At 69.9% G+C, this 25,575-nt stretch carries 20 protein-coding genes; 11 read left to right on the top strand and 9 right to left on the bottom strand.

The genetic code is table 11. From position 1 onward, the window contains the following. Positions 1-185 precede the first annotated feature (185 nt). Positions 186-518: a thioredoxin gene (gene trxA, locus J5226_RS02295; RefSeq protein WP_215838252.1), complete on the bottom strand. Its 333-nt coding sequence runs from the start codon at positions 516-518 to the stop codon at positions 186-188. 289 nt (positions 519-807) lie between these two features. On the opposite strand from trxA, the gene rhlB reads away from it, so the two are divergent. After that, entirely contained in the window at positions 808-2,601 is a 1,794-nt protein-coding gene (gene rhlB, locus J5226_RS02290; RefSeq protein WP_215838251.1) for an ATP-dependent RNA helicase RhlB, read from the top strand. A 278-nt stretch (positions 2,602-2,879) separates the two neighbouring features. Here rhlB and J5226_RS02285 read toward each other — a convergent pair whose 3' ends face one another. Beyond that, complete coding sequence (locus J5226_RS02285) at positions 2,880-3,317, bottom strand: hypothetical protein (protein ID WP_215838250.1); 438 nt, start codon at positions 3,315-3,317, stop codon at positions 2,880-2,882. Between the two features lie 251 nt (positions 3,318-3,568). Between J5226_RS02285 and ftsE the strand changes: the two genes are divergently transcribed. The 5 genes from ftsE (at position 3,569) to J5226_RS02260 (ending at position 8,197) form a co-directional block, all read left to right on the top strand. Beyond that, a complete protein-coding gene (gene ftsE / locus J5226_RS02280) occupies positions 3,569-4,255 on the top strand; it encodes a cell division ATP-binding protein FtsE (RefSeq protein WP_215838249.1) in 687 nt (228 codons plus the stop codon). A 113-nt stretch (positions 4,256-4,368) separates the two neighbouring features. Then, positions 4,369-5,265, top strand: a complete 897-nt coding sequence (ftsX, locus tag J5226_RS02275; protein WP_255323079.1) for a permease-like cell division protein FtsX — start codon at positions 4,369-4,371, stop codon at positions 5,263-5,265. 278 nt (positions 5,266-5,543) lie between these two features. Then, positions 5,544-6,398: a response regulator gene (locus tag J5226_RS02270; protein ID WP_215838247.1), complete on the top strand. Its 855-nt coding sequence runs from the start codon at positions 5,544-5,546 to the stop codon at positions 6,396-6,398. Then, on the top strand, positions 6,395-7,099 hold the full coding sequence (gene ung / locus J5226_RS02265; protein WP_215838246.1) for a uracil-DNA glycosylase: 705 nt from the start codon (positions 6,395-6,397) through the stop codon (positions 7,097-7,099). Before J5226_RS02270 ends, ung begins: the two co-directional genes overlap by 4 nt. An 882-nt stretch (positions 7,100-7,981) precedes the next feature. Next, positions 7,982-8,197, top strand: a complete 216-nt coding sequence (locus J5226_RS02260) for a ribbon-helix-helix protein, CopG family (protein WP_215838245.1) — start codon at positions 7,982-7,984, stop codon at positions 8,195-8,197. 172 nt (positions 8,198-8,369) lie between these two features. Here the strand turns inward: J5226_RS02260 and J5226_RS02255 are convergent, their stop codons facing one another. Next, on the bottom strand, positions 8,370-9,224 hold the full coding sequence (locus J5226_RS02255) for a LysR substrate-binding domain-containing protein (RefSeq protein ID WP_215838244.1): 855 nt from the start codon (positions 9,222-9,224) through the stop codon (positions 8,370-8,372). 130 nt (positions 9,225-9,354) lie between these two features. On the opposite strand from J5226_RS02255, the gene J5226_RS02250 reads away from it, so the two are divergent. Further along, the gene (locus J5226_RS02250) at positions 9,355-9,753 is read left to right on the top strand and encodes a hypothetical protein (RefSeq protein ID WP_215838243.1); all 399 of its coding nucleotides are present in this window, start codon (positions 9,355-9,357) and stop codon (positions 9,751-9,753) included. Positions 9,754-9,825: 72 nt separating this feature from the next. Here the strand turns inward: J5226_RS02250 and gcvA are convergent, their stop codons facing one another. Then, entirely contained in the window at positions 9,826-10,734 is a 909-nt protein-coding gene (gene gcvA / locus J5226_RS02245) for a transcriptional regulator GcvA (protein WP_215838242.1), read from the bottom strand. Positions 10,735-10,869: 135 nt separating this feature from the next. Between gcvA and J5226_RS02240 the strand changes: the two genes are divergently transcribed. Together J5226_RS02240 and J5226_RS02235 are read left to right on the top strand one after the other, a co-directional pair. Further along, complete coding sequence (locus tag J5226_RS02240; RefSeq protein WP_215838241.1) at positions 10,870-11,562, top strand: NAD(P)H-dependent oxidoreductase; 693 nt, start codon at positions 10,870-10,872, stop codon at positions 11,560-11,562. Positions 11,563-11,897: 335 nt separating this feature from the next. Continuing rightward, entirely contained in the window at positions 11,898-12,776 is an 879-nt protein-coding gene (locus tag J5226_RS02235) for an EcsC family protein (RefSeq protein WP_215838240.1), read from the top strand. A 165-nt stretch (positions 12,777-12,941) separates the two neighbouring features. On the opposite strand, the gene J5226_RS02230 is transcribed toward J5226_RS02235, so the two are convergent. Beyond that, positions 12,942-14,270 (bottom strand): HAMP domain-containing sensor histidine kinase, encoded by a 1,329-nt coding sequence (locus tag J5226_RS02230; RefSeq protein WP_215838239.1) that lies wholly within the window; start codon positions 14,268-14,270, stop codon positions 12,942-12,944. After that, positions 14,254-14,967, bottom strand: coding sequence for a response regulator transcription factor (locus J5226_RS02225; RefSeq protein ID WP_215838238.1), 714 nt, complete (start codon positions 14,965-14,967; stop codon positions 14,254-14,256). Before J5226_RS02225 ends, J5226_RS02230 begins: the two co-directional genes overlap by 17 nt. Before the next feature lie 355 nt (positions 14,968-15,322). Here J5226_RS02225 and J5226_RS02220 point away from each other — a divergent pair, with 355 nt between their 5' ends. After that, positions 15,323-16,138, top strand: a complete 816-nt coding sequence (locus J5226_RS02220; protein WP_215838237.1) for a phosphatase PAP2 family protein — start codon at positions 15,323-15,325, stop codon at positions 16,136-16,138. After that, positions 16,135-17,802, top strand: coding sequence for a phosphoethanolamine--lipid A transferase (locus tag J5226_RS02215; protein WP_215838236.1), 1,668 nt, complete (start codon positions 16,135-16,137; stop codon positions 17,800-17,802). The genes J5226_RS02220 and J5226_RS02215 overlap by 4 nt, the downstream gene beginning before the upstream one ends. A gap of 211 nt (positions 17,803-18,013) precedes the next feature. Here J5226_RS02215 and J5226_RS02210 read toward each other — a convergent pair whose 3' ends face one another. The 3 genes from J5226_RS02210 to J5226_RS02200 form a co-directional block, all read right to left on the bottom strand. Next, positions 18,014-19,279 (bottom strand): patatin-like phospholipase family protein, encoded by a 1,266-nt coding sequence (locus J5226_RS02210; RefSeq protein WP_215838235.1) that lies wholly within the window; start codon positions 19,277-19,279, stop codon positions 18,014-18,016. Positions 19,280-19,479: 200 nt separating this feature from the next. Then, complete coding sequence (locus J5226_RS02205; RefSeq protein WP_215838234.1) at positions 19,480-20,847, bottom strand: glycosyltransferase; 1,368 nt, start codon at positions 20,845-20,847, stop codon at positions 19,480-19,482. Between the two features lie 10 nt (positions 20,848-20,857). After that, a complete protein-coding gene (locus J5226_RS02200) occupies positions 20,858-24,880 on the bottom strand; it encodes a non-ribosomal peptide synthetase (protein WP_215838233.1) in 4,023 nt (1,340 codons plus the stop codon). Between the last annotated feature and the right edge of the window lie 695 nt (positions 24,881-25,575).

The following is a 25,575-nucleotide window of genomic DNA, read 5'->3' as shown; positions in this document are numbered from 1 at the left end:
ACGCCGGGTACTGCGAAACTAGCACTGCTGCGGGGCTGCGGCAAGATTCCCCCGGCTTGCCGTTCACCTGGCCGGGCCGGCGTTCGACCGGTTTCGGGCCAGGAACGTCCGCGCCCGTGGCGGGCGCGAACGCGGTGTCGCGGATCCGATCGCGGCGCCGGATCGGGCCGCCGCGATCGTCGGGCTCAGATGGCCTTGTCGATCATCTGGGTCAGGATGGTCTTGATGTTCGGCGGCGCGCCCAGCTGGGTGGAGTGGATCTGGCCGTCTTTGAACATCATCAGCATCGGAATGCTGCGGATGTTGAAACGCACGCCGATCGCGGGATGTTCCTGCACGTCGACCTTGACCACCTTGGCGCGGCCTTCGTACTGCTCGGCCAGCTGCTCGACGATCGGGCCGATGGCCTTGCAGGGGCCGCACCACGGCGCCCAGAAATCGACCAGGACGGGTTCGGACGACTGCAGCACGGTGGCGTCGAAATCGGTAGCGCCAGCATGCAGAACTTTTTCGCTCACGGGGGTCTCCTGCGGGGCGCCTCAACCGTACGGTTGAGGCTAATTTAGAACGGAATGCCCGGGCGGGCCATGCCGGGCGGGGGCTTACGCTAAACTGGGGCGTTTCGTGGCGCCTTCAAGGCCTTTGACAGGGCTGGGACACAGCGTATCGCGTCGCGCCACGGCCCCTTCGAACCGGTTGTCCCGCACATAAAACGGGGGCCGGCTCGGCCCCGGCAGTCTGCTTCGCCGACGCCACCCACGCAAGCGACACCCTACGGCGCCGAACCGGCGCGGATTCCGGAAACGCATGAGCGACAAGCCTTTAACCGATATCACGTTCTCCTCCTTCGACCTGCATCCGAGCTTGCTCGCGGGTCTGGAAGCGGCCGGGTTCTCCCGCTGCACCCCGATTCAGGCGCTGACCCTGCCGATCGCCCTGACCGGCCGCGACGTCGCCGGCCAGGCCCAGACCGGCACCGGCAAAACCCTGGCCTTCCTGGTCGCGGTCATCAACCGATTGCTGACCCGCCCGGCCCTGGCCGAGCGCAAGCCCGAAGACCCGCGCGCCCTGATCCTGGCGCCGACCCGCGAGCTGGCGATCCAGATCCATAAGGACGCGGTCAAGTTCGGCTCCGAGCTGGGCCTGAAGTTCGCCCTGGTCTACGGCGGCGTGGATTACGACAAGCAGCGCGAGCTGCTGCAGAAGGGCGCCGACGTCATCATCGCCACCCCGGGCCGGCTGATCGACTACGTCAAGCAGCACAAGGTGGTCTCGCTGCACGCCTGCGAAGTGTGCGTGCTCGACGAAGCCGACCGCATGTTCGACCTGGGCTTCATCAAGGACATCCGCTTCCTGCTGCGGCGCATGCCGATCCGCACCGAGCGCCAGACCTTGCTGTTCTCGGCCACGCTCAGCCACCGCGTGCTGGAGCTCGCCTACGAGCACATGAACGAGCCCGAGAAGGTCGTGGTTGAGACCGAGTTCATCACCGCGGCCAAGGTCCGGCAGAAGGTCTACTTCCCGGCCGACGACGAGAAGATCCCGCTGCTGCTGGGCCTGCTGTCGCGCAGCGAGGGCGCGCGCACGATGGTGTTCGTCAACACCAAGGCCTTCGTCGAACGCGTGGCGCGGGCGCTGGAGCGCGGCGGCTACCGGGTCGGCGTGCTGTCCGGCGACGTGCCGCAGAAGAAGCGCGAGTCGCTGCTCAACAAGTTCCAGAAGGGCCAGTTGGAAATCCTGGTCGCCACCGACGTGGCCGCGCGCGGCCTGCACATCGACGGCGTCAGCCACGTCTACAACTACGACCTGCCGTTCGACGCGGAGGACTACGTCCACCGCATCGGCCGCACCGCGCGCCTGGGCGCCGAGGGCGACGCGATCAGCTTCGCCTGCGAGCGCTACGCGATGAGCCTGCCGGACATCGAGGCCTACATCGAGCAGAAGCTGCCGACCGCGCCGGTCGACGCCGAACTGCTGGTGGCGCTGCCGCGTCCGCAGCGCGAGTTGCCGCCGGTCGAGGAAGGCGAGGAAGAAAGCGAGAGCATCGGCGCGATCTTCAAGGAAGCGCGCGAGCAGCGCGCGGCCGACGAGCAGCGTCGCGGCGGTGGCGGCAGCGGTCGCGGCCGTGGCGGCCCCGGCGGCCGCAGCGGCGGTCGCGAAGGTGGCCGCGGCGACGGCCGTCGCGACGGCGCGCCGCGCAAGCCGCGCAGCGAGGACGGTTCCGCCGCCGGCGCGAGCGCCGAAGCCGGCGCGCCGCGTCCGCCGCGCAAGCCGCGCGCCGAGGGCGCCGCGGCTGCGCAGGCTGGCGCCGCACCGCACGACGCCGCGCACCCGGGCGCGAGCCCGGCGGCCGAGGGCGAGCGCGCGCCGCGCAAGCGCCGTCGCCGTCGCGGCGGTCGCCGCATCGACGGCGCCGAGGGCGCGGCCAATCCGGCCCAGGCCGCGCAGCCGGCGACCCCGGCGGCGCCCAAGGCGGTGCCGGCCAAGCCGGCCGTCGCCGCCGCGCAGCCGGCGCAGCCGCAGGGCCAGCCTTCGCTGCTGAGCCGCATCGGCCGCAAGCTGAAGTCGCTGGTGGCGCGCCCGCCGCGCACTCAGCACTGAGATCGGCCGGGCGAAGCGGCGCAGGCCGCTTCGCCGCGGGTTCCGGGCGACCGGGACGAAACGCATCGAAGCCCCTCGCACGAAGGCGCCGCCGGTTCGCGGGCTTTCGTGCGAGGGGCTTCGCGTTTAGGCGGGCCGTGAGAACGCCTTGAGGTCCGACGCTTCGTCTCCCGGCGCGGCGGAATACCCGCGTTCCGACTCGCTCCGGGCGCCGCGGCGCGAGTGGATTCGCGCCGGGGCGCACCGGGCCCGAAGGCGTGCCGCGAGCGCTCAGTCGCTCACTGCGTCCGGCTCAAAAACACCGACCACGTATTGGCCGAAGTCTCCACCAGCTGGAACACGTCCAGATCGCCGTCGCTGTCGATGTCCAGCGACTGATATTGGTTGCCGTAACTCGCCGACGCCGGCCAGCCGATGCCGAACGCGCCGCCGGCGTACGGCCAGGTGGTGAACACACCGGTGGTGCCGGGCTCGAAATGGCCGCGGCGGCCGGTGCCGCCGGCGCTGCACCAGATCGTCAGGCGCCAGTTCGGCGGCGCGCTGCCGAACGAGGGAAACACCTGGAAACGCGCGTTGCCGTAGCCGGTGGACCCAGCCGGGCAGGCCAGGGTGGCGATGTTGATCGGCGGATCGTGCGATTCGGCGCGCGCGGCCGGAGCGGCCGACGCGGCGGCGGCGAGCAGCGCGCAGGCGAGCGAAAGCTTGAACGTGTGCATGAGGTCCGACTCCATGGATGCGTGAAAGGACATCCCGCCCGTGCGGGCCGGGAGGTTTCGCTGCGGATGTCGGACGAAAACCCACGCGGCGCGGGGCGCCGGCGGCCGCGCATGACGCCGGCCTTGGAGTGTCCGCGCGCGGCGGACGGACCGGTCTGTGGAGGGCGGCGCGGGCCGCAGCGCGAACATAGGCCAAACCCGCGAGCCGAAACGTGATGATTTCCGGCGATTCGCTCTGCGATACTTCCGCCATGACCGTCCTGCGCTTCGACAACGTCAGCAAACGCTACAGCAGCGGCCACGAGGCACTCAGCGAAGTCAGCTTCGAGGTGGCTCAAGGCGAGATGCTCTTCGTCACCGGCCATTCCGGCGCCGGCAAGAGCACCCTGCTCAAACTCATCCATCTCAGCGAGCGGCCCAGCCGCGGCGCGGTGGTGTTCGGCGAAAAGAACCTGCACAAGGTCAGCGGCCGCCGCATCGCCCTGCACCGGCGCGAGGTAGGCGTTGTGTTCCAGGACCACCGCCTGCTCGCCGACCGCAGCGTCGCCGACAACGTCGCCTTGCCGCTGCTGCTGCGCGGCCTGCGCCGCAACGACATCGGCCGGCGCGTGCGCGCCGCGCTGGAGAAAGTCGGCCTGGGCGCACGCGCCAGCGCGTTGCCGGGCGAACTGTCGGCCGGCGAACAGCAGCGCGTCGGCATCGCCCGCGCGATCATCGGCGAGCCGCGTTTGCTGGTCGCCGACGAGCCCACCGGCAATCTCGATCCGACCTTGTCGGCCGAAATCATGGCCCTGTTCCAATCCTTGCCCGAGCGCGGCACCAGCGTGCTGGTCGCCAGCCACGATCTGGCCCTGGTCAAACGCATGAAGAAGCGCGTGCTGGTGCTCAACCACGGCCGTCTGGTCGACGACATCGCTCCGGAGGATCTGGCCGAATGAGCGCGCAGGACATTCGCGACGACGACAGCCGCGCCGGCGCGAGCCGCCCGACCGAATTGCGCGCCGAACGCGCGGAGCCCGCCGTCGGCGCGTCCTCGCAATCGCGCCTGGGCATGTGGCTGGACCATCATCTCTACAGTCTGGTCGCCAGCGTCGGCCGCCTGCTGCGCAAGCCGTGGGCGGCGCTGCTGACCATCGGCGTGATGGCGGTGGCGTTGGCGCTGCCGCTGGGCCTGTGGGCGGCGCTGAGCAACATCGAGCGCTTCGCCGGCGACGTGCAGCGCTCGCGCCAGATCAGCGTGTTCCTCAAGCCCGACATCAAGCTCGAACGCGCCCGCGCGCTGGCCGACGAACTGCGCGCGCGGCCCGAGGTCGGCGGCGTGGACCTGCGCACGCCCGAGCAAGGCTTGGCCGAACTGCGCGAAAAGAGCGGCCTGGCCGAAGCGCTGACCGCGGTGGAAACCAATCCGCTGCCGAGCCTGCTGGTGGTGACGCCCAAGGGCGACGAACTGGCCTTGGCGCAATCGCTGGAGCAACTCGGCGAGGCCGACGTGGTCCAGCACGACGCCGGCTGGCGCCAGCGCCTGGACGGCTGGCTGCGCTTCGGCACTCGGCTGGCCTGGGTGCTGGCGGCGATGCTCGGCCTCGGCGCGCTGCTCGTGGTCGGCAACACCGTGCGCCTGGACATCCAGTCGCGGCGCGAGGAAATCGCCGTGCTGCAGCAGCTCGGCGCCACCGACGGCTTCATCCGCCGGCCGTTCCTGTACCTGGGCGCCTGCTACGGGCTGGCCGCCGGCGCGGTCGCGCTGGCGCTGCTGACCGCGGCCGACCACAGCCTGCGCGAACCGCTGGGCGCGCTGGCGCAAAGCTACGGCAGCCGCTTCGCCCTGCAGGGCTTCGACCCGCTGCAGGCGCTGGGCATCCTGGCCGGCGCCGCCGCGTTGGGTTGGCTCGGCGCCGGGGTGGTGACCGGGCACTACCTGCGCCAGACCCGCGGCGGGCAAGCCTGAACCGAGCCCGGAATCTCCCCGTAGGAGCGGCGTAAGCCGCGACCCGCGGGGCGCCGGTCGCGCCGCAAGCGCGGTTTCGCCGGTCGCGGCTTACGCCGCTCCTACACAGGCAGGCGCCGCGGCATCGGAATCGCCGCCAATCCGCATTCGTGCCGCGCAAGACTCGGAATCCGACCCCGCTTGCGCCTAGAATCGGAGCTCCCCCGCACGACCCGCGTCGCCCACCGCCGCAGCCGCCCCGGCCGCCGCCGGCGCGTTCGCCGACGCCAAGGCCCCGTATGCAAAGCCAGAACCTGCGACATTTCGACAACGCCGCGCCGCGGGTGATGGTGGTGGACGGCTCCAAGCTGGTCCGCAAGCTCATCGCCGACGTGCTCGCGCGCGAGCTGCCGAACGCGCGCGTCGTCCAGTGCGGCAACATCATCGAGGCCAAGCTCGCGCTCGATCACGGCGAAGTCGATCTGGTCACCACGTCGCTGGTGTTGCCCGACGGCGACGGCATCGCCCTGGCGCGCGCGGTGCGCGAAGCCGCCGGCCAAGCCTACGTGCCGGTGATCGTGGTCTCCGGCGACGCCCAGGCGCATCTGGAAGCGCGCCGCTTCACCGAAGACGTCACCGACTATTTCGACAAATCGCTCGGCCAGACCGCCTTGGCCGAATTCATCCGCGGCTACGTGCAGCCGCAGCCGATCCCCGGTGCGCGCGTGCTCTACGTCGAGGACAGCCGCGTGGTGGCGGTGGCGACCAAGCGCATGCTCGAACGCCACGCGCTGCAGGTGCTGCATTTCATCGGCGTGGAAGAAGCGCTCGAACACTTGGAAGCGCACCGCGCCAGCGGCCGCGACGGCGGCGACGCCGGCGCCGATCTGGTGCTGACCGACGTGTATCTGAAGGGCGAGCTCGGCGGCAAAGATTTGCTCGCGCGGCTGCGCAACGACTTCGCTTACGGCAAGCGGCGTCTGCCGGTGCTCGTGATGACCGGCGACGCCAACCGCGACAACCAAAGCGAACTGCTGCGCGCCGGTGCCAACGATCTGGTGCTCAAGCCGATCGAAGAGCGCTTGCTGGTGACCAAGACCTTGTTCCAGCTGCGCCTGTCGCGCATCGGCGAAACCGCGACGGTGAGCGCATGAGCGACGGCGACCGCGACATCAAGCTCGATCCGTCCTGGAAATCGCGCATCGGCGATTGGTTCGCGCGCGAGGACATGCAGGCGCTGTCGCGCTTCCTGCGCGAGCGCAAGGCCGCCGGCGCGCGGATTTTTCCGCCCGGCCCGCAGATCTTTTCCGCGTTCGACGCGACGCCGTTCGACAAGACCAAAGTGGTGATCCTCGGCCAGGATCCGTACCACGGCCAAGGCCAGGCCCACGGTCTGTGCTTCTCGGTGCAGCCCGGTGTGGCGGTGCCGCCGTCGCTGGACAACATCTTCAAGGAAATCCACCGCGACCTCGGCATCGCCCGGCCCGATCACGGCTGCCTGTTGCCGTGGGCGGATCAGGGCGTGCTGTTGCTCAACGCGGTGCTGACCGTCGAGGAAGGCCGCGCCGGCGCGCATCAGGGCAAGGGCTGGGAAGGCTTCACCGACCACGCCGTCGACGTGCTCAACCGCGAGCGCGAAGGCTTGGTGTTCCTGTTGTGGGGCAGCTACGCGCAGGCCAAGGGCAAGGTCATCGACCCGCGCCGCCATCGCGTGCTCAAGGCGCCGCATCCCTCGCCGTTGTCGGCGCATCGCGGCTTCATCGGCTGCGGGCATTTCTCCGCCGCCAACGAATACCTCGCGCGGCAGGGGCAGGCACCGATCGATTGGGCGTTGCCGCCGCGCAGCGCGCTGTAAGTCCGAGCGCGGCGACTCGCGCCCGCCGCCGCACGCGGCCATCCCAGCCTGAGTCCGGCGTCGCCGTGCCCGCGGCGTGTCCTTCGCGCGGCCGTAGCGGCCCCGGGGACGGCGACCGCGCGTCCGCGAGCGGCCATCCGAACCGCGCCCGATCCCAGCCCGCCGACGACCGCGCGGCACTCGCATCGATCCGGGCGCTGGGCCGTTTCCTTCAGCGGCAGCGCTCCCAGGCGCGGCCGTACGCGCCGAACCGTCCGTGCGTAAGGATTTCATGTGCCTGTTCGGCATGCGATTGGGCTTGCCGATGGCGAAAAACGGCTCAGACGAGTCTGAAATTTGATGCGGCGACCTGGATGCGATGGAGGGGTTTTTAACGACATCCGTGGCGATTAAGTGGCCGAAATCCAGAAATTGCTGCTGCGTATGAGGATAAAAGCCGGGATTTTGCTCGCTCCGTCGGCTCGGACCGGGCTTTTCTACCCCGGAAAAATCCGTGCAAGCTAAATCCGCGGATGTCCTCGCCTTTGGGGTTTCTCCGATTGGGACAGGTGTCGGAAGTCGGAGGTGCCGAGCGGTCGCTACCAGGCGCTCGTCCCCGCCGCAGGGAGCAGACGAAGTGATCAAGCAATCCACGCGATGTGTACGGCCAGGTGCATTGAAGGCATCGGGAGCGTGGCGCCGAAACACTTCGGATGTGCTGGGAGCGCAGTTCGCGATCCCGGCTCATCGCCGCTCCCGCCGTGGCGCCTCGTGCGCGACGACTCCCGACCGGTTCGCGGCCGCCGCCGCGGTTTCAACGAGTCCGCTCCTCCGCCCGCCGCCACCCGGACGCGCGAGGACGCACGCAAGCGATCCCCATTGAGCGACTACTAAGGTGATTCCATGAAAGAGACCCGGCGCCGCATGACCCTCAATCTGGCCGGCAGCGAAATGCAGTTCCTCGAAGAGCTGTGCACCCGCAAGGGCGTCAGCAAGACCGCGGCGATCCGTCAGGCGCTGCGCTTGTATCAGGTGGTCGAGGATCGCGCCGACAAGGGCAAGAAGATGTTCTTCGTCGACAACAGCACCAAGGAACGTTCCGAACTGATGTTGCTCTGACCCGCGGCGGATTCGTCCGAATCCGTCCGCGCGCAGCCGCCGGTCCGCCGCACGCCTAGGGTGCGGCGGGCGCCGGCGCGGTGGGCGGACGCGCGCGCCGCATCGGCGCGTGGCGGATGCCGGTTTTCGAGATATTTCGTTCTCCGCCGCGCGGCCGCTGGCGAAGAACGTGTCAGGCGAAGAACGTGCGCACGATCGACGCGGCCTCATGCAAGGCCGCGGGCGCTTCGGCCGGCGGCGTCAGCAGGCCGAAGCCGCAATCGGGCAAGGGCGGCAGACGCGGCGATCGCGCGATCGCCAGCCCTGGCCCGATCGCCGAGGCGTTGAGGCAGCCCACGCCCAGGCCCGCGCGCAGCGCCGCCTGCAGCCCGGCCACGCCGCTGGCCAAGTGGGCGATGCGATGGGCGCTGCGGTGCCGTTGCAGACGTTGCACCGCCAAGCCGTGCAGGCCGCAATCCGGCGGCAGCAGCACCAGCGGCAGTTCCGCTTCCTCGCGCAGATCCAGTCCGGGCGCGGCGACCCAATGCAGCGGTTCGCGCCGCAACGCCAGTCCCGGCGGGCGGGTGCGCGCGCCGCCGGCGTGCAGGATCACGGCCAGGTCGTATTCGCCCTCGGCATGGCCGCGCGCCAGCGCCGCGCTCTGGCCGATGCTCACCTGCAAGCGCAGTTGCGGGCAGCGCCGGCCCAGGTGCGCGAGCAATCCGGCGATTTCGTCGTTGCGGAAGTAATCGCTGATCGCCAGCCGCGCATCGGTGCGCAGCACTTCGTTGCGCACCTCGTGCAGCGCCAGCTCGCCCAGGGCCAGCAACTGCCGCGCATGGCCGATCAGTCGCTGCCCGGCCGGGGTCAGCCCCACGCCCTGGCGCGAACGCGACAGCAAGGCCGCGCCGGCCGCGGCTTCGAGCTTCTGCAACTGCTCGCTGACCGCCGATTGCGAGCGGAACACCCGGCCGGCGCCGGCGGAAATGCTGCCGGCCTCGGCGACGGCGACGAAGGCGCGGAGCTGGTCCAGGTCGAGACTGCGCATGGAAGTGCCGTTATCGGGATAGCCGATGGATGAGCGCTGATCTTCCCGCTATTCCGATGGCGGCCGCAAGCCTATCGTGTACCTGCATCCCCGGGGCCGAGTCATGCCGGCCCGCCACGAGACCGCCGTCATGCCGCACCTGAACCTGCATATTTCCGGCCCCGCCGACAACGAACTCGCGCGCCGCGCGACCGCCGCGGTCGCCGACCTCACCGTCGACATCCTCGGCAAGCGCCGCGAGCTGATCGCGATCGAAGTGCGCTTCATCGAGCGCGCGCAATGGTTCATCGGCGGCCAGAGCCTCGAAGAGCTCGGCAAGAACACCTTTTTCCTCGACATCAGCATCACCGACGAAACCAACACCAAGGACGAGAAGGCGCGCTTCATCGAGCAGGCATACGCACAACTCGCGGCGCTGATCGGCGAGGTGCACGAGGTTTCCTACATCCATGTCGTCGATGCCCGCGCGGCGGCCTATGGCTACGGCGGCGCGACCCAGGAGCATCGCTATCAGGCGGCGAAGGGCTAGGAGATAGCGGTTGGGAGGTAGGAGATAGCGAAGCGCGGCATCGACGCTCTGCTTTTCGCTGCCTCCTATCTTCTATTCGCTAACTTCCAGACCGACCGCTTGCACGCGCAGCCAGGCGCGCAAGGCCGACAACTCCGCGTTCTCCGGCCCGGGCGCCCGCACGAACCAATGCGGGTAGCCGTCGAGGATCGGGCCGAACGGCTGCACCAGCGCGCCGCTGGCCAAGTCGTCGGCGACCAGGGCCAAACTCAACAGCGCCACGCCATGCCCCGCGATCGCGGCTTGAATGGCGTGGCTTTCGTCGGTGAAGCGCAGGCCGGCGTCCACGTCCAGGCCGGCGAGTTCGGCCAGTCCGGCGCGCTCGCGCCAGAGCCGCCACGTCGGCGTATCGGCGGTGGGATGGCGCCATTCCGAATGCAGCAGCATGTGCGCGGGCAACTCGCGCGGCTGGCGCAACGCGAGCCGCGGGCTGCACACCGGCGCGAAGCGGTTTTCGATCAGCGGCTCGGCGGCGAGGTCGGGATACGGGCCGCGGCCGTAGCGGATCGCCGCGTCGGCGACGCCGGCGCGCAGATCGACCGGGTCGTCGGAGGCGTGCAGGCGCAGGTCCAGGCCGGGGCAGGCCTGACGGAACGAGGCCATGCGCGGCACCAGCCATTTCGCGGTGAACGACAGCGGCGCCGACAAGGTCAGCGCGCGGCGCTGCGGCGTCGCGCGCAGCGCTTCGATCGCGGCGGCGAAGGCGTCGAAGCCGTCGCGCAGCACCGGGAACAGGCGCTCGGCCTCGGCGGTGAGCGCGACCCGGCGGGTCTGGCGCTCGAACAGGCGCACGCCGACGTGTTCCTCCAGCGCGCGGATCTGGTGGCTGACCGCGGTCGGGGTGACCGACAACTCCTCGGCGGCGCGCTTGAAGCTGCGCAGTCGGGCGGCGGCCTCGAACGCGCGCAGGGCGCTCAGCGGGGGCAGGCGGCGGCCGGGCATGGATGAGGTCAGCTCACTCGTCGGTTGAGAAATCGGAGTTTGTCGCCCGTCGTGGCGAGTTTCAACATGGCTCCCATCCCGGCAAGGCGCCGAACAGGCCAAGCCGGACTCATCCATAACGACCCGAGCCCCGTCATGACCCGACTGCTCCACATCGATTCCAGCGCCCGCTCCGGCGGGTCCGACACCCAAGCCTACGGCTCGCACAGCCGCCGCCTGAGCGGGCGCTTCGTGCGCCGCTGGCGCGAACTGCGCCCCGACGACGAAACGACCGTGCGCGACGTCGGCCTGCACCCGCCCGCGCCGGTCACCGGCGGCTGGATCCATGCCGCCTTCACCCCGCCCGAGCGGCGCGAAGCCTGGATGCGCGACGCCCTGGCCGAGAGCGACGCGCTGGTCGACGAACTGCTCGCCGCCGACGTCATCGTCGTCGGCGTGCCGATGTACAACTTCGGCATGCCGGCCCAGCTCAAGGCCTGGATCGACAACGTCGTGCGGGTCGGCCGCACCTTCGGCTTCGACCGCTCGCGCGAAGGCGAACCGTACTGGCCGATGCTGGCCGACCACGGCAAACAACTGATCCTGCTGAGCTCGCGCGGCGACTACGGTTACGGCAAGGGCGAGCGGCTGGAAGCGATCAACCACGTCGAACCCGGCGTGCTGACCCCGATGCGCTACATCGGCATCGTCGAATCGCACGGGGTGGCGGCGGAGTACGACGAATTCGGCGGCGAGCGGCTGCGCGCTTCGTTGGAGCGTGCGGAGCGGGAGGTGGATGCGCTGGTGGATCGGCTGGTGGCGGAGCGCTCTCTGCGCGCGGTTGCCTGAGCCCGCGCAGCTCGCCGAATCCACCTGTAGGAGCGGCGCAAGCCGCGACCGCGCCGATAAAACTACAGCGCATCTCCCCCCGTGCCCGATGGTTTCGCCCCGTCGTCGCTTTCGAGCCGTAGCGGGACGCCGACGACGATCGCGCCGTTGCGTCGCGATCGTCGCGGCGCGGTCGCGGCTCGCGCCGCTCCTACAAGAGGCGGCCGCCGCAGCGCTGAACGGCGGCGGGGCTCGGCCTTGTCGCCGCCCCCCGCCACCCCAACCTACGCCAAGTCGCGAGCCGCTCTCGCGACCGGCCGCCGGCCAGGGATTCCGGCGATGCGAGGCGAGAGGCGATGATCCAGGACGATGCGCAGTTGCTGAACCATCCGGTCGATGCGGCCGATCTCAAGCGCGCGGTGGCGCTGTTGGAGACGCCGTCGATCACCGCGCGCATGGCCGCGCTGGCCGGCGCGCCGATCGAGTTCGGCCTGTCCAAGCTGCCGAAGTTCGCGCACGAGCGCATCCACAAGATCGCCCACGCGGCGATGCACAAGGCCGCGGGGGCTGCGTTGCGCACGGTCAAGGAGGCGCCGAGCAAGCGCGCTTCGACCAAGACCCATAAGCTGGCCGCGGCGGTGTCGGGCGCGGCCGGCGGTTTGTTCGGCATGGCCGGGTTGGCGGTCGAGCTGCCGGTGACCACGGTGATTATGATGCGGTCGGTCGCCGACATCGCGCGCAGCGAGGGTTTTTCGCTGTCCGAACCGTGGGTGCAGGCGGCGTGCGTGGAGGTGTTCGCGTTCGGCGGCAACAGCAAGCGCGACGATGCGGCCGAGTCGGGGTATTACGCTTCGCGCGGGATGCTGTCGGAGCTGACCAAGAACGCGACCCGCGAGTTGGTGCATCTGGCCGGCCACCGCGGCGCGCACGAGCTCACCCAGGCCTATGCCAAGAAGCAGACGGCGACGTGGATGGCCAAGCTGATCGATACGGTCGCCACGCGCTTCGGCGTGATCATCACCGAGAAGACCGCGGCGCAGATCGTGCCGGTGATCGGCGCGGCGACCGCGGCGACGATGAATGTGTTGTTCACCAATCACTATCAGGACATGGCGCGCGGGCATTTCATCGTCAAGCGCCTGGAGCTGAAGTACGGGGCGCAGGCGGTGGAGCAGGCGTACCGGCGGGTGCAGGCGGGCGAGGCCTTGGCGGTGCCGGAGCGGTTGCAAGGATGACTCGGTTCGCGTCGAAGGCGTCGCGGGCGAAGCCTCGCGCGAGCGCGAAGCTCGGGCGGGTTGCGATGAAATCCCGTCGACGCAAGGCGCCAACCCCGTAACGAAGGCGCTGCCTCGCGGCAACGCCTTCGGACGCGACGCTTCCCGCGGCGCCGGCGCGCCGCTTCAAACTTCCGCGGCCAGCGACGCCGCCAGCGACAAGGTCGTGCGCGTCCCGCGTTCGGCCTTGTCGAAGCGCAGCGACCAGCCCAGGTGCTCGCACAGGCGTGAGATCAAATCCAGGCCGATGCCGCCGCCCTCGCGTCCGCCGCGGGCGACGCGGGCGTAGATCGCGCTGATCTCTTCCGGAGTCATGCCGTGGCCCGGGTCTTCGATCACCACGGTGGCGTCGGGCAGCAGGCGGATCGCGATTTCGCCGCGGTCGCTGTTCTCGATGGCGTTGCGCAGCAGGTTGCCGATGGCGGCCTGCACGATCGGCAGCGGCGCGAGGATCTCGCAAGGCGGCAGCGGCGCGACCATCAAGGTCAGATCCTTGTCGCGGGTCAGATGCTGATGGTCTTCGACGATTTCCGGCAGCAAATGATCGAGCGCGACGCGGTCGCTGTTGGCGCTCAGGCGCTTGGGATCCTTGGCCAGCACCAGCAGCAGCGAGATCAGCTGCTCGACATCGCGCGAGGTGCGGCGGATGCGGTTGAGCTGATGCCGTGTTCCGGCCGGCAGTTCGTTTTGGTCCAGGGCGATCTCGGCCGCGCCGGCGATCACCGAGATCGGCGTGCGCAGTTCGTGGCTGGCGCTGTCGACGAAGGCGCGCTCGCGTTCGACGAAGCGGTCGTTGCGCTGCAGGTAGTCGTTGACCGCCTCGGCGATCACCACCAGTTCCGAACTGGCCGATTCGGGCACCTCCACGCGCTGGCCGGAGCGGTCCGGGCGCAGGTCGCCGATGCGCTGGGCCATGTTGGTCAGCGGCCGCACCAGCCGGTGCACGCCCCAGCCGATCACCACGCACAGCAGCAGCAAGGTGGTGATGGCCGAACCGGCGATGGTCAGCGCGAGGTCGAACTCGCGGTGCTCCATGTCGTCGATGTCCAGCGCCAGGGTCAGCCGGCGGCCGTCGATGTCGCGCACCAGGGTCACGTACTCGCTGCCGGCGACGATGACCTCGTCGTGCACGCCCGGCGGCAACTTCGCCAGCTCGCGCGGCGGCGGACGGGTGGCGCTGTCGTACAGCGACAGCGCCTGGGTGTCGCTCCAGCGGTAATCCGGGTCGCCGCGGCTGCGCTCGATGAAATAGTCGAGCTCGGTGTTCATCAACGAAGTCCACACCAAGTGTTCGGCGTGTTCGTTGACGAAGAACCCTTGCACCACCACCGCGATGGACAGCAGCGCGGTGTAGCCGAACAGGCCCAGCAGGATGCGGTGGCGCAGGCTCGAGCGCGCGCGCGGACGCGGCGCGGCGGCGGCTTCGCCGGGCGCGGACTCAGGCGGAGTGGGCATCGGCCTCGGCGGCCTCGGCGTCGGCCGGCGCCGCCAGACGGTAGCCCACGCGCGGCAAGGTCTGGATCAGCTTGAGCGGGTACGGCCCGTCGACCGCGCGGCGCAATTCGTAGATATGCGAGCGCAGCATGTCGCCGTCGGGCGGGCTGTCGCCCCACAGCGCGTGTTCCAGGCGCTCGCGGGTGACCGCGCCGGGGCTGGATTGCATCAGCACTTCCAGCAATTTGCGGCAGGCCGGGTACAGATGCAGCGAGCGGCCGCCGCGGCTGACTTCCAGCGTGGTCAGGTCGAGCTTGAGGTCGGCGACCTGCAGCAGCTTGCTGCGGCCGCGGCCGGCGGCGCGCGCGGCCAGCGCTTCCAGGCGCACCTCGAGTTCCGGCAGGGCGAAGGGCTTGGTCAGGTAGTCGTCGGCGCCGGCGCGGAAGCCGGCGATCTTGTCGGGCAGCTCGTCGCGCGCGGTCAGCATCAGCACCGGCACGTCGGAACCGGCTTCCTCGCGCAGGCTGCGCAGCACTTCGCGGCCGTCCAGGCGCGGCAGCATCCAGTCGAGCACGATCGCGTCGTAGCGCTGGGTCACCGCCAGATGCAGGCCGGTCGGGCCGTCGGGCGCGGCGTCGAGGGTGTAGCCGCGCGCCTCGAAGTAATCGAAGAGGTTGGCGACCAGGTTGCGATTGTCTTCCACCACCAGCAGGCGCATGCGCCGAGTCTCCTGCCGCGGGGGCGGCTGAATGAGTGTGCCCCATGGCGGGGCGCGAGGTCTTGCCGGTTGTTAACGCGGCCGGGCATGGGCGCGTGGACATCCCCGGTCTCCGGCGCAGGCCGGCAGTGTGGCTACGGTGGCGTCGGAGTCGCGTCGGAACAAGGGCTTAGACACGCCGAATCTGAACGAGACGAGGCGAAAACGGTCGGATTTTCCCCGTTTAACGGGGCGCCAACCCGGTTCCGACCGCTCTCCGACAGCGCCGTTTCGATCATCGCCGACGACCCGCTTCGGTGCCGTTGCCGTCGCCGCGCGGGTTTCTCACGTCCGCTCACGAGCTCCGTCGCCGTCGATGAATCGTTCCGCTTCCACGCCGCTCGCGCCCGCCGCGCTCCGGCCCGCCGCTTTGCCCGCCGTTCTGCCCGGCGTGGCCGCCGGCGTATCCGCGCGCCGTTTCGTCTTGCGTCATGCGCTGTGGCCGCTGCTCGCCGTGCTCGCGCTGTCGACGCTGAGCATGGGCCTGGGCGGCGATTTCTGGCTGGCCGACCGGTGGTACGCGCTGCAAGGCGGGCGCTGGGCCTTGGAAAACGCTTATCTGACCGAGCACGTGATCCACCGCTTCGGCCGCGACGCCAGCACCGCGGCGTGGCTGGGCGCGTTCGCGTTCTGGGTGTTCGCGCGCTCGCGCCCGGCGCTGGCCGATTGGCGCCGGCCGCTGGCCTATCTGCTGCTGGCGACGCTGTTGTCGGTGTCGCTGGTGTCGGGCCTGAAGTCGCTGACCAATATGGATTGCCCCTGGGATCTGGCCCGCTACGGCGGCGACCTGCCGTTCTACGGCCTGTTCGCCTCGCGCCCGGCCGGGCTCGACCGCGGCGTGTGCTTCCCCGCCGGCCACGCCAGCGGCGGCTACGCCTGGGTGGCGCTGTACTTTTTCTTCCTGCAAGTGCGGCCGCGGCTGCGCTGGACGGGGCTGGCGATCGGCCTGGGCGTCGGCTTGGTGTTCGGCATTTCCCAGCAGCTGCGCGGCGCGCACTTCCTCTCGCACGATGTGTGGACGCTGGCGATCAGCTGGTTCGTCGCGCTGACGCTGTATCTGGCGATGGCGCGGCGCGAGGCGCCGCGCGCGCAGCCGGCCGCGGCGTCCGCGCTGGAAGGGGCGGGCCGATGAGCGCCGTCGCCCGCACCCCGCTGCGCTGGCCCGCGTGGCTGTCGTACCGGCCCGAGCTGAGCGTCGAGACCATCGTCGTCGTCGCCAGCGTGTTCTTCGCCGCGCTCGCCAACAACGCGTTCTGGCGCGCGGCCTCGGCCGCCGGCGCCTTCGCCGGCGGGCACGGCGCGTGGGTGGCGATCTGCGCGTTCGTCGCCATCGTCGCGATCACCTCCTTGCTGCTGGGCGTGTTGCTCAATCGCTGGACGGTCAAGCCGCTGCTGACGGTGCTGCTGTTGGTCACCGCGGGCGCCGCGCATTTCATGAGCCAGTACGGGATCTATCTCGACACCGGGATGATCCGCAACGTGCTGCAGTCCGACGGCAAGGAATCGGCGGAGCTGTTCACCGCCGGCCTGATTCTGCCGCTGCTGCTGTACGGCGTGCTGCCGGCGGTACTGCTGTGGCGGGTGCGGATCAAGGCCCGGCCGCTGGCGCGCGCGCTGCTGCTGCGGCTGGGCTTGCTGGTAGCGTCGCTGGCGCTGGCCGGCTTGGCGCTGATGGGCGCGTTCCAGGACATCTCGGCGCTGATGCGCAACCACAAGGAAGTGCGGCATCTGGTGACGCCGGCCAATTACCTCGTGTCGCTGGCGCGGGTCGCGCTGGACGACTCGACCTCGCGCGTGCGCGGCCGCGCGCCCATCGGCACCGACGCGCGCGTCGCCGCGTCGCGCGCGGCCAGCCCGAAACCGCGCCTGCTGGTGCTGGTGGTCGGCGAAACGGTGCGCGCGCAGAACTGGGGACTCAACGGCTACGCGCGCCAGACCACGCCGGAGCTGGCGCGGATCGGGCCGATCAACTTCCCCGACATGACCGCCTGCGGCAGCAGCACCGAAGTCTCGGTGCCGTGCATGTTCTCGCCCTACGGCCGCGCCAATTACGACAAGGACCGCATCCAGGGTTCGGAATCGCTGCTCAACGTGCTCGAGTACGCCGGCATCCAGACCTTGTGGCGCGACAACCAGACCGGTTGCAAGAACGTGTGCAAGGGGCTGGCGTTCGAGTCGTTCGAGCACGGCACCGATCCCAAGTTCTGCGGCCCGGACGGTTGCTTCGACGAAGTGATGCTGGGCGGCCTGCGCGAGCGCATCGGCGCCAAGCCGGGCGACGCGGTGGTGGTGCTGCACCAGCTCGGCAATCACGGCCCGGCGTATTTCCGCCGCTATCCCGAGCGTCTGCGCCGCTACACCCCGACCTGCGACACCAACGAACTGGGGAAATGCGACCGCGAGCAGATCGTCAACGCCTACGACAACGCGGTGATGGCGACCGACGAATTCCTCGCCCGCACGATCCGCTACCTGGCCGAGGACACCTCGCGCGATACCGCGATGATCTACCTGTCCGACCACGGCGAATCGCTGGGCGAGAACGGGCTGTACCTGCACGGCGTGCCGTACGCGATCGCGCCGAAGACCCAGACCAAGGTGCCGATGGTGATGTGGTTCTCGCCGGGCTTCGCCGCCTCGCGCGGCCTGGACCTGCAATGCCTGCGCGCGGAGTCGGCGAAGCCGGCGAGCCAGGACAACCTGTTCCATTCGGTGTTGGGCTTGATGCAGGTGGAGACCGGCGTGTATCAGAAGCCGATGGATTTGTTCGCGCCTTGCGTGCACGGCAAGGGTTGAGCCGTTAGGCGCGGAGGTTCCGTGTAGGAGCGGCGTGAGCCGCGACCAACCGAAGCGATTGACGAAAGCGCCTTCGCCGAAGCCCGGATGGCTAATGCGACTCGCCGTGAGCGCCGGTTGTCCGGGCTTCGGATGAATGCGCTCGCGTGCGTCGGTTCGGTTGGTCGCGGCTTGCGCCGCTCCTACAGGAGCTTCGGCTGCTACGCGATGCTCAGGTCGCGCCCCACCAGCGGCGATGCAGCACCCGCGCATGGCTGCGCCGCAGCCAATGCCGCACGCGGCCTTCGTCGGCGCGTTCGGGATACGGCCACGCCGGCGGCGCGGCCTCCGACACCCAGCCGTTCTGCCGCCACAGCGCGTCGTGCGCGGCGAAGTAGCCGTGGTTGACCAGCACTTCGAATTCGACGTCGAGGAAGCGGTCCAGATCGGTGCGCAGGCGGCCGAGGACGTCGCGCACCAGCGCCGGGCTGTAGCCGTCGGCGCCTTCGTCGCGATAGCCGGTCAGGCTCCAGTACACGCCGATCAGCGAGCCGATTTCCGATTGGCCGAAGAACAGCCGCTTGCGCAGCGCTTCGGCCTGATTGCTCATGACCTGGGTGTAGCGCAGCAGCCGCGACAGCCACCAGCGCTTGCTCTCGAACACGAACGGGCCGCCGGCGTCGGAGACCAGCACTTCGCGATACCGCCGCAGGCTCGGCTCGGTGGCGAGGTTGTCGTAGACGCCGCCGTCGCTGAGTTCGATGCGCGCGCGCAGTTCGTCGGCGTCGTCGCCGCGGTAATCGCCGCGCTGGTAGTCGCCGGGCGCGGCGTCGAAGCGCACCGGCCCGAACACCGGCGGAAAGCACGAGGACGCGGCGACCGCGCAACTCAGCCGCACTCGGCGCGCGCCGTCGCGCAGATAGCCGGCGAGGTAATCGCCGACGCGGCGGCGCGAGAATTCCCAGTTCACGCCGAAGGTCAGGTCGGTGGCGCAGAACACGAACGCCGGCGATTCGGGTAGCTCGTCGAGATGGCGTTCGCCGAACGCGCGGATATAGCCGCGTTCGAGCAAGCCGATGCGCCACGACGGCTTGATCCAGTTGAACGGCAGCGTCGCCAGCACCGGCAGGGTGCGGATGTCGCGCCCGGCGACGTCGCGGAAGGGTTCGACCACCGTCGCGCGGAAGTCGATGCGGTCGCTCCACGCGGCGAAGCTTTCGTCTTTGTTGCGACGGGTGTCGAGGTAGCGGCAGGCCAGCCACGCCGACACGATGCTGCCGCCGGAGACCGAGCTGATCAGGCTCAGGCCCGCGAGCAGGCCGGCTTCGTGCAGGCGCAGCAGCCCGCCCAAGTGGAACAGCGCGGCGCGGTAGCCGCCGCCGGACAGGCACAGCGCGCGGCCTTCGCGCTGGTTGACGCCGCTGTGCGCGGCCAACTCGGCGCGGCGCGCCTCGCGGCGCACGCGCAGGCGCTCGAGTTCGACTTCGGTGCTTTGCATGGGGGACGCCTCGCTCGCGGGCGGCGCGCGGATGCGCCGCGGGGCAGTCCGCCATTGTGCGCGCCGGGCGTCTCCCAGGCTGTGACTGCGGCGAAGCGGCGAACGCGCGATGCGCCTCGCGCTCCGGCCCCTCCACAGGGGAGGAGAGGCCGGAGCGCCCGCGCCGATGCGATGGCGGCGCGCCCGGCGCCGCCGGACACTCAGGCCACCCGTTCCAGCGGCAACGCCGGCGCGTCCTGGCTCAGCCGCGGCGGCGGCAGCAAACCCCATTCGTTGAGCGCGCGGATCGCGGCGACGCCGCCGTTCTCGGCGCGGATCTTCTCGCCGAGTTCGTACGCGGCGTGCACGCGCTCGGGACGCAGCGCCTCCTCGACCGCCTGCGCCATCTGCTCGGCGGTGACCGTGCGCCGGTCCAGCGCCGGCGGCGCGGCGCCCAGCGCGTGCATGCGCCGCGCCCAGAACGGTTGATCGCCGAAGAACGGCACGAACACCGACGGCACGCCGGCGCGCGCCGCCGCCACCGTGGTGCCGGCGCCGCCGTGCTGCACGGTTGCGGCCATGCGCGGGAACAGCCAATCGTGCGGTGCGGCTTCGATCACGTAGACCTTGTCGTTCAAGCGCCCGGGTTCGCAGCGCAGGCCGCCCCAACCGGTCGCAAGCACGGCGCGGCGGCCGCCGATGCGCACCGCGTCGAGCACCACTTGAGTCAGCGCTTCGGCGTTGTTGGCCAGCATGCTGCCGAAGCCGAAATACACCGGCTTTTCGCCCTCGGCGAGGAACTCGGCCAGACCTTGCGGCGGCTGCCACACGTCGGCCTGATCGAGGAACCAGCTGCCGGTGACCTTGACCTGCTCCGGCCAATCGTCCGGCGGCGGCAGGATGTGGCGGCTGTAGCCGTAGAGCACGCGCATGCGGTCGGGATTGGTGTCGAAGAACGGCCCGTACCACGGAAACAGCGGCAGCTTGAGCTGCGGCCGGATCGCGCCGTTGACCGCCGGCTTCAGCGTGTACCACGCCAGCAGCTTCATCACCGAGAACAGCGCCATGTTGACCGCGCCGGGGAACTCGCGCTCGGACCAGAACGACAGCGGCGAGAGCTTGCGCGAGGGCGTGAACGGCTGCAGATGCGCCTGGATGAAAGGAATGCCGTCGGCCTCGCCGATCGCCTTGGCGAGCTGGGTGACTATGCCGGTGCCGACCAGCAGCGCCGCGCCCTTGCACGCCGGCCGCGCTTCCTGCGCCCAGGTCGCCGCCCATTGCGCGAACTTGGCCCGGGTGTGCTTGACCAGATACCAGGGATTGAGCGCCTTATCGACGGTCTCGGGGTTGTTGGTGAGCAGGTCGCTGAAATCGGCGCTGATCGCGGAGAACTCCAGCCCGGCCTCGCGCACCAGCGGCGCGAAGTTGTCGCTGGTGACGATGCGCACCGGATAGCCGGCGCGCTTGAGCGCCTGGCCCAGGCCGATGCACGGGCGCGCGTCGCCCTGGGTGCCGACGGTGAAGATCACCACCGCGCCGGGGGTGACGTCGGCGTCTGCGGCTTTGACGGGAAGCGGGGATGCGGACACGGACGTCTCCTTACGAGTAAGCGGCGATCAGCGGCGCGGCCGGGGTCAACGCCGCGGGCGGCGGCGTGTCGGCGCGCGCGGCCGCGGCGCTCGCGCCGAACAGGCGCTCGCGCAGCACCCGGCCGATGTGCGCGGCCGCGCGCGGCTCGAGCATGGTCTGGTGGTGGCAATCGATTTCGTGCACGTCGAAGCGGCCGGCCACGTGCGCCTGCCAGGCGTTGGCGCGGTAATGCAGCAGGCCGTCGAGGTCGACGCGCTCCTTGCGCTTGGCGTCGAAGAACAGCACGTCGGCGTCGATGCGCTGGGGCAGGTAGCGGCGCGCCAGGGTCAGGTTGTTGCGGGTGACCGCGGCGACGTGCTCGATCAGCTTGGCGTCGTCCTTGAGCACCTGCTGCACCAGCGGATTGGAGAACACCTCGTACTCCTGGCACAGCAGCTCGGTCAGCGCGCGCATGTCCTGCGGCGCTTCGCGCAAGCGGTGGTGGAAGCCGAGGAACTTGAGCACGGCCTGGGCCTGCTGGGCTTCGTCGGGCACGGCCGGTTCGACGGCGAAGGGATAGGAATCCATCATCGCCAGCAACTCGACCTGCGCGCCGTCGCGCTGCAGCTGCGCGGCCACGGCGTGGCCGATCAGTCCGCCCAGCGACCAACCCAGCAAGCGGTACGGCCCCTGCGGCTGCACCTTGCGCATCTGCGCGATGTAGTCGGCGGCGATTTCCTCGATGCTGCCCGGCAGCGCGCCGCCGCGCAGGCCGCGCGATTGCAGCGCATACAACGGCAATTCGAGCTGCCGCAGCATGCCGGCGAAGGCCCAGCCGACGCCGGTGACCGGGTGGATGCAGAACAGCGGCCGCTCGCCCTCGGTGCGGTCCTGCGCGCCGCCGCGCAACGCCAGCAGCGCGCCGAGCGGATCGTTGTCGCCGCCGCTGCGCTCCAGCGCCGCGGCCAGTCCGGCGATGGTCGAGCCCTCGAACAGCGCGCCCATCGACAGCTCCGAGCCGAAGTGGCGCGGCAGCGCGGCGACCAGTTCGGCCGCGCTCAGCGAATCGCCGCCGAGCTCGAAGAAGTTGTCGTGGATGCCGACGCGGTCGAGCTTGAAGATCTGTTGCCAGATCGTCGCCAGCTTGCGCTCGGTCTCGGTGCGAGGCGCCACGTAGGCGCTGCGGCGGTCGCGCTCGGGCGGGCGCAGCGCCTTGCGGTCGAGTTTGCCGCTGGAGGTCATCGGCAAGGCCGCTTGTTCGATCCACGCCGCCGGCACCATGTAGTCGGGCAGGCGCGCGGCGAGCGCGCGGCGCAGGGTTTCGGGTTCCAGCGCGGCGCCCGCGGCCGGCACGACATACGCGGTGAGCAAGGCGTTGCCGGCGCTGTCGCGGTGCAGGGCGACAGCGGCTTCGGCGATCTGCGCGAAACCGCGCAGCTGCGCTTCGATTTCGCCGAGTTCGACCCGGTGGCCGCGGATCTTGACCTGCTGATCGGCGCGGCCGAGGTATTCCAGCGCGCCGTCGTCGCGCCAGCGCGCGAGGTCGCCGGTGCGGTAGAGGCGACCGCCGGGGCGGAACGGATCGGCGAGGAAGCGCTCGGCATTGAGTTCGCCGCGGTTGCGGTAACCGCGGGCGATGCCGTGGCCGCCGATGTAGAGCTCGCCGGTGCTGCCGGCCGGCATCGGCTGGCCGGCGGCGTCGAGCACGTAGACCTGGGTATTGAGCAGCGGCCGGCCGATCGGCGGCGAGGCGCCGTTGCCGGCGGCGAGTTCCTCGGCGGTGATCTCCATCGCCGTGGACCACACCGTGGTTTCGGTCGGGCCGTAGAGATTGGTCACCCGCGCGGCCTGCCGCACCAACTGCTGCGCCAGTTCCGGCTGCAGCGCTTCGCCGCCGATCAGCGCGTGCACGCGCTGCAGGTGCGCGTCGGCGTTGGCCAGCAGCATGCGCCATAGCGACGGCGTGGCCTGCATCACGTCGATGCGCTGCTCTTCGATCAGGCGCGCCAGCGCCAGCGGATTGCGCGCGACTTCGGCCGTGGTCAGCACCGCCGCGGCGCCGACGGTGAGCGGCAGGAACAGCTCCAGGCCGGCGATGTCGAAAGTGACCGTGGTCTGGGCGAGATAGCGCTGGTCCGCGTGCGGCCGCAGCTCGCGCTGCATCGCGCGGAGGAAATTCCAGAAACCGCGCTGGACGATTTCCACGCCCTTGGGCACGCCGGTCGAGCCGGAGGTGTAGATCACGTAAGCCAGATGATCGCCGCCGACCTGCGGCAGCGCCGGTGCGGCGTCGGCGCCGTAACGCTCGTCCTGGGCATGCGCGAACAGCAGCGGCAGGCCGCGCCCGGCGAAGGCGTCGGCGAAGGCCGGCGCGGTCAGCAGCAGGCTCGGCGCGGCGTCGTCCAGGGTCAGCGCGATGCGCTGCATCGGCGCTTCCGGATCCAGCGGCAGATAGGCCGCGCCGGCCTTCCACACCGCCAGCAACGCGGCCGGCAGCACTTCGTCGCGCGGCAGGGCGATGGCGACGGTGTCGCCGGCACGCACGCCGCGCGCGATCAAGCGCTGGGCCAAGCGCGTGCTGGATTCGTCGAGTTCGCGATAGCTCAGGCGGGTCGCGCCGGCGATCACCGCGACCGCGTCGGGCGTGCGCGCGGCCTGACGCTGGAACTGGGCCAGCGCGGTGCTGTCCTCCAGCTCGGCGTCGGTGGCGTTCCACTGCGTCAGCAGGCGCGCGCGTTCCTCGTCGCCGAGCACGTCGATCGCGCCCAGCGCGATGTCGGGACGTTCCAGCACCTGATCGATCAGGCGCATCAGCCGGCGCTTGTGCTCGTCGAGGTCGGCGGCCGGGTACAGGGTCGGGTTCGCGTCGAAATCGAAGCTCAGCCCCTGGCCGTCGAGCCGGTCGAACACGAACACGGTCAGATCTTCGGCGGTGCCGTTGTGCAGATTGCGCGCGCTGCCGCGATGGCCGAGGAAGTTGTTGTAGTCGTAAGGCTCGATGTTGATGCCGAGCCAGGCCATGTGCTGATCGGGATTGACCAGCCCCAGATCGCGGCGCAGTTCCTCGAAGCGGTACTGCTGATGGCGCAGCGCCGACTTGACCGTGCGCGAGGTCTGCTGGAACAGCTCGCTCATGCTCATGTCCGCGCGCATCTGCAGACGGATCGCGACCACGTTGGCGACCATGCCCGGCGTGCTGCGCAGCGCATGGCTGGAACGGCCGGTGACCGGCATGCCGAACACCAGGTCCTGCGCCCCGCTGGCGCGGTGGTAGTACGCGGCGATCAGCGCGATCAACACCTGCGGCAGGCTCACGCCGTTGTCGCGCGCGATCTCGGCCAGACGTTCGCGCCCGGCTTCGCTGACCCGGCCGCTGGAACGGCGCAGGCCGCCGTTGTTGCGCACGCGGCGGCGCGCCAGGGTCACCGCTTCGGGCAAGTCGGCGAGTTGTTCGAGCCAGTATTCGCGGTCGCGGCGATAGCGGTCGGAGTCGCGATAAGAAGATTCGGCCTCCACCAGCGAGGCCAGCGTGCCGTAGCCGCAAGGTTCGGGCTCGACGCCGTCGCGGTACGCGCAATACAGCTCGTTGAGCCGTTTGGCCGCCATGCCGCCGCTGTAGCCGTCGTAGACGGTGTGGTGGGCGCGCTGGTACCAGCAATACAGATCGTCGGCGAACTTGAAGATCGCGCCGACCCACAGCGGATCATGGGCGAGATCGACGGGGCGGTTGATCTCCGCCTCCATCCAGCGCTCGGCGGCGGCGCGCGGGTCGGGCTCGGCGCTGAAATCGATATAGGGCGTGTCGAACTCGTAGCGCTCGCGCACGATCTGATACGGCAAGCCGTTGTGCTCGACGATGCGCGCGCGCACCGCCTCGGCTTCCTCGGCGAATTGGCGCAGGGCGCGCTGGAACAGCGCCGGCTCGACCGGGCCGTGGATCTCCACCGCTTCAGCGATGTTCAACGTCGCTTCGGCCGAGGCGAGCTTCTGCCCCACCCACAAACCGCGCTGAGCGGTGGTGAGCGGCAGGCCGGGTGCATGGAGTTCGTTCATGGCGCTTCCTTTGAGCCGGCGCCGGAGCGCGCGACGCCGCCGGCCGGCGGACGCGTGGTCCGTCGGCGCGCCGTAACGAATGCGCGCGAGCCTGCGGCCGACTCGTTTCTTACGAGTGGCCCCCTCTCCGTGTATGTCGCGAATCCAAATAAGTACAAGCACGCCGCGGCGCAACGCGCCTGGGCAGGGCCTCTATCCGTATCCATCCGGCGCGAGCGGCGGACGGTGGGCCTTAGTTCTTATCGATGCAGCAAAAGGGGGAGGAATCTGCGATGCGCGCGTCGGCCGCTGTTGCCGGACGCGAACGCATCGGAAGGCGACGCTGCGCGGATGCGCCGGGCGGCGCCTTCGGAATCAATATCCCCGAGCGCTCAAGTCATGTCCATCAAGGTGGGTGAGAGGCATATCACAAGTCGAGGATTTACGAAGACTGCGGTGAGAGGCTTATCACAAGACGGATATGTGAAGGTTTTTATACACCGACAAGCGCGCTTTCCGTGCGCGAAGCGAGTTTTTCGGATCACGTAATTTCCCTGGAAAACAGGCCGTTTCGCGCGCGCTCTCAGACTCGCGTTCAATCACGCGCAAGGTGTGATCGTGTCGGATTCGTTTCCGCTCCGCGCTAACGGTTTTGCTCGCGCGCGACGTTCGAGTTCGCATGCGGATGTCGATCGCGGTCGCAAGCGCGGGTGAGG

The sequence above is a fragment of the Lysobacter sp. K5869 genome, from assembly GCF_018847975.1.
Lineage (GTDB): Bacteria > Pseudomonadota > Gammaproteobacteria > Xanthomonadales > Xanthomonadaceae > Lysobacter.
Note: the sequence above shows the minus strand (reverse complement) of the source record. Positions and strands in the feature narration are given on the sequence as shown.

What these genes read in the sequence shown, in the direction of transcription:
- rhlB (WP_215838251.1), top strand. Translation starts at nt 808, where the DNA reads ATGAGCGACAAGCCTTTAACCGATATCACGTTCTCCTCCTTCGACCTG.
- J5226_RS02285 (WP_215838250.1), bottom strand. Translation starts at nt 3,317, where the DNA reads ATGCACACGTTCAAGCTTTCGCTCGCCTGCGCGCTGCTCGCCGCCGCC.
- ftsE (WP_215838249.1), top strand. Translation starts at nt 3,569, where the DNA reads ATGACCGTCCTGCGCTTCGACAACGTCAGCAAACGCTACAGCAGCGGC.
- ftsX (WP_255323079.1), top strand. Translation starts at nt 4,369, where the DNA reads ATGTGGCTGGACCATCATCTCTACAGTCTGGTCGCCAGCGTCGGCCGC.
- J5226_RS02270 (WP_215838247.1), top strand. Translation starts at nt 5,544, where the DNA reads ATGCAAAGCCAGAACCTGCGACATTTCGACAACGCCGCGCCGCGGGTG.
- ung (WP_215838246.1), top strand. Translation starts at nt 6,395, where the DNA reads ATGAGCGACGGCGACCGCGACATCAAGCTCGATCCGTCCTGGAAATCG.
- J5226_RS02260 (WP_215838245.1), top strand. Translation starts at nt 7,982, where the DNA reads ATGAAAGAGACCCGGCGCCGCATGACCCTCAATCTGGCCGGCAGCGAA.
- J5226_RS02255 (WP_215838244.1), bottom strand. Translation starts at nt 9,224, where the DNA reads ATGCGCAGTCTCGACCTGGACCAGCTCCGCGCCTTCGTCGCCGTCGCC.
- J5226_RS02250 (WP_215838243.1), top strand. Translation starts at nt 9,355, where the DNA reads ATGCCGCACCTGAACCTGCATATTTCCGGCCCCGCCGACAACGAACTC.
- gcvA (WP_215838242.1), bottom strand. Translation starts at nt 10,734, where the DNA reads ATGCCCGGCCGCCGCCTGCCCCCGCTGAGCGCCCTGCGCGCGTTCGAG.
- J5226_RS02240 (WP_215838241.1), top strand. Translation starts at nt 10,870, where the DNA reads ATGACCCGACTGCTCCACATCGATTCCAGCGCCCGCTCCGGCGGGTCC.
- J5226_RS02235 (WP_215838240.1), top strand. Translation starts at nt 11,898, where the DNA reads ATGATCCAGGACGATGCGCAGTTGCTGAACCATCCGGTCGATGCGGCC.
- J5226_RS02230 (WP_215838239.1), bottom strand. Translation starts at nt 14,270, where the DNA reads ATGCCCACTCCGCCTGAGTCCGCGCCCGGCGAAGCCGCCGCCGCGCCG.
- J5226_RS02225 (WP_215838238.1), bottom strand. Translation starts at nt 14,967, where the DNA reads ATGCGCCTGCTGGTGGTGGAAGACAATCGCAACCTGGTCGCCAACCTC.
- J5226_RS02220 (WP_215838237.1), top strand. Translation starts at nt 15,323, where the DNA reads ATGAATCGTTCCGCTTCCACGCCGCTCGCGCCCGCCGCGCTCCGGCCC.
- J5226_RS02215 (WP_215838236.1), top strand. Translation starts at nt 16,135, where the DNA reads ATGAGCGCCGTCGCCCGCACCCCGCTGCGCTGGCCCGCGTGGCTGTCG.
- J5226_RS02210 (WP_215838235.1), bottom strand. Translation starts at nt 19,279, where the DNA reads ATGCAAAGCACCGAAGTCGAACTCGAGCGCCTGCGCGTGCGCCGCGAG.
- J5226_RS02200 (WP_215838233.1), bottom strand. Translation starts at nt 24,880, where the DNA reads ATGAACGAACTCCATGCACCCGGCCTGCCGCTCACCACCGCTCAGCGC.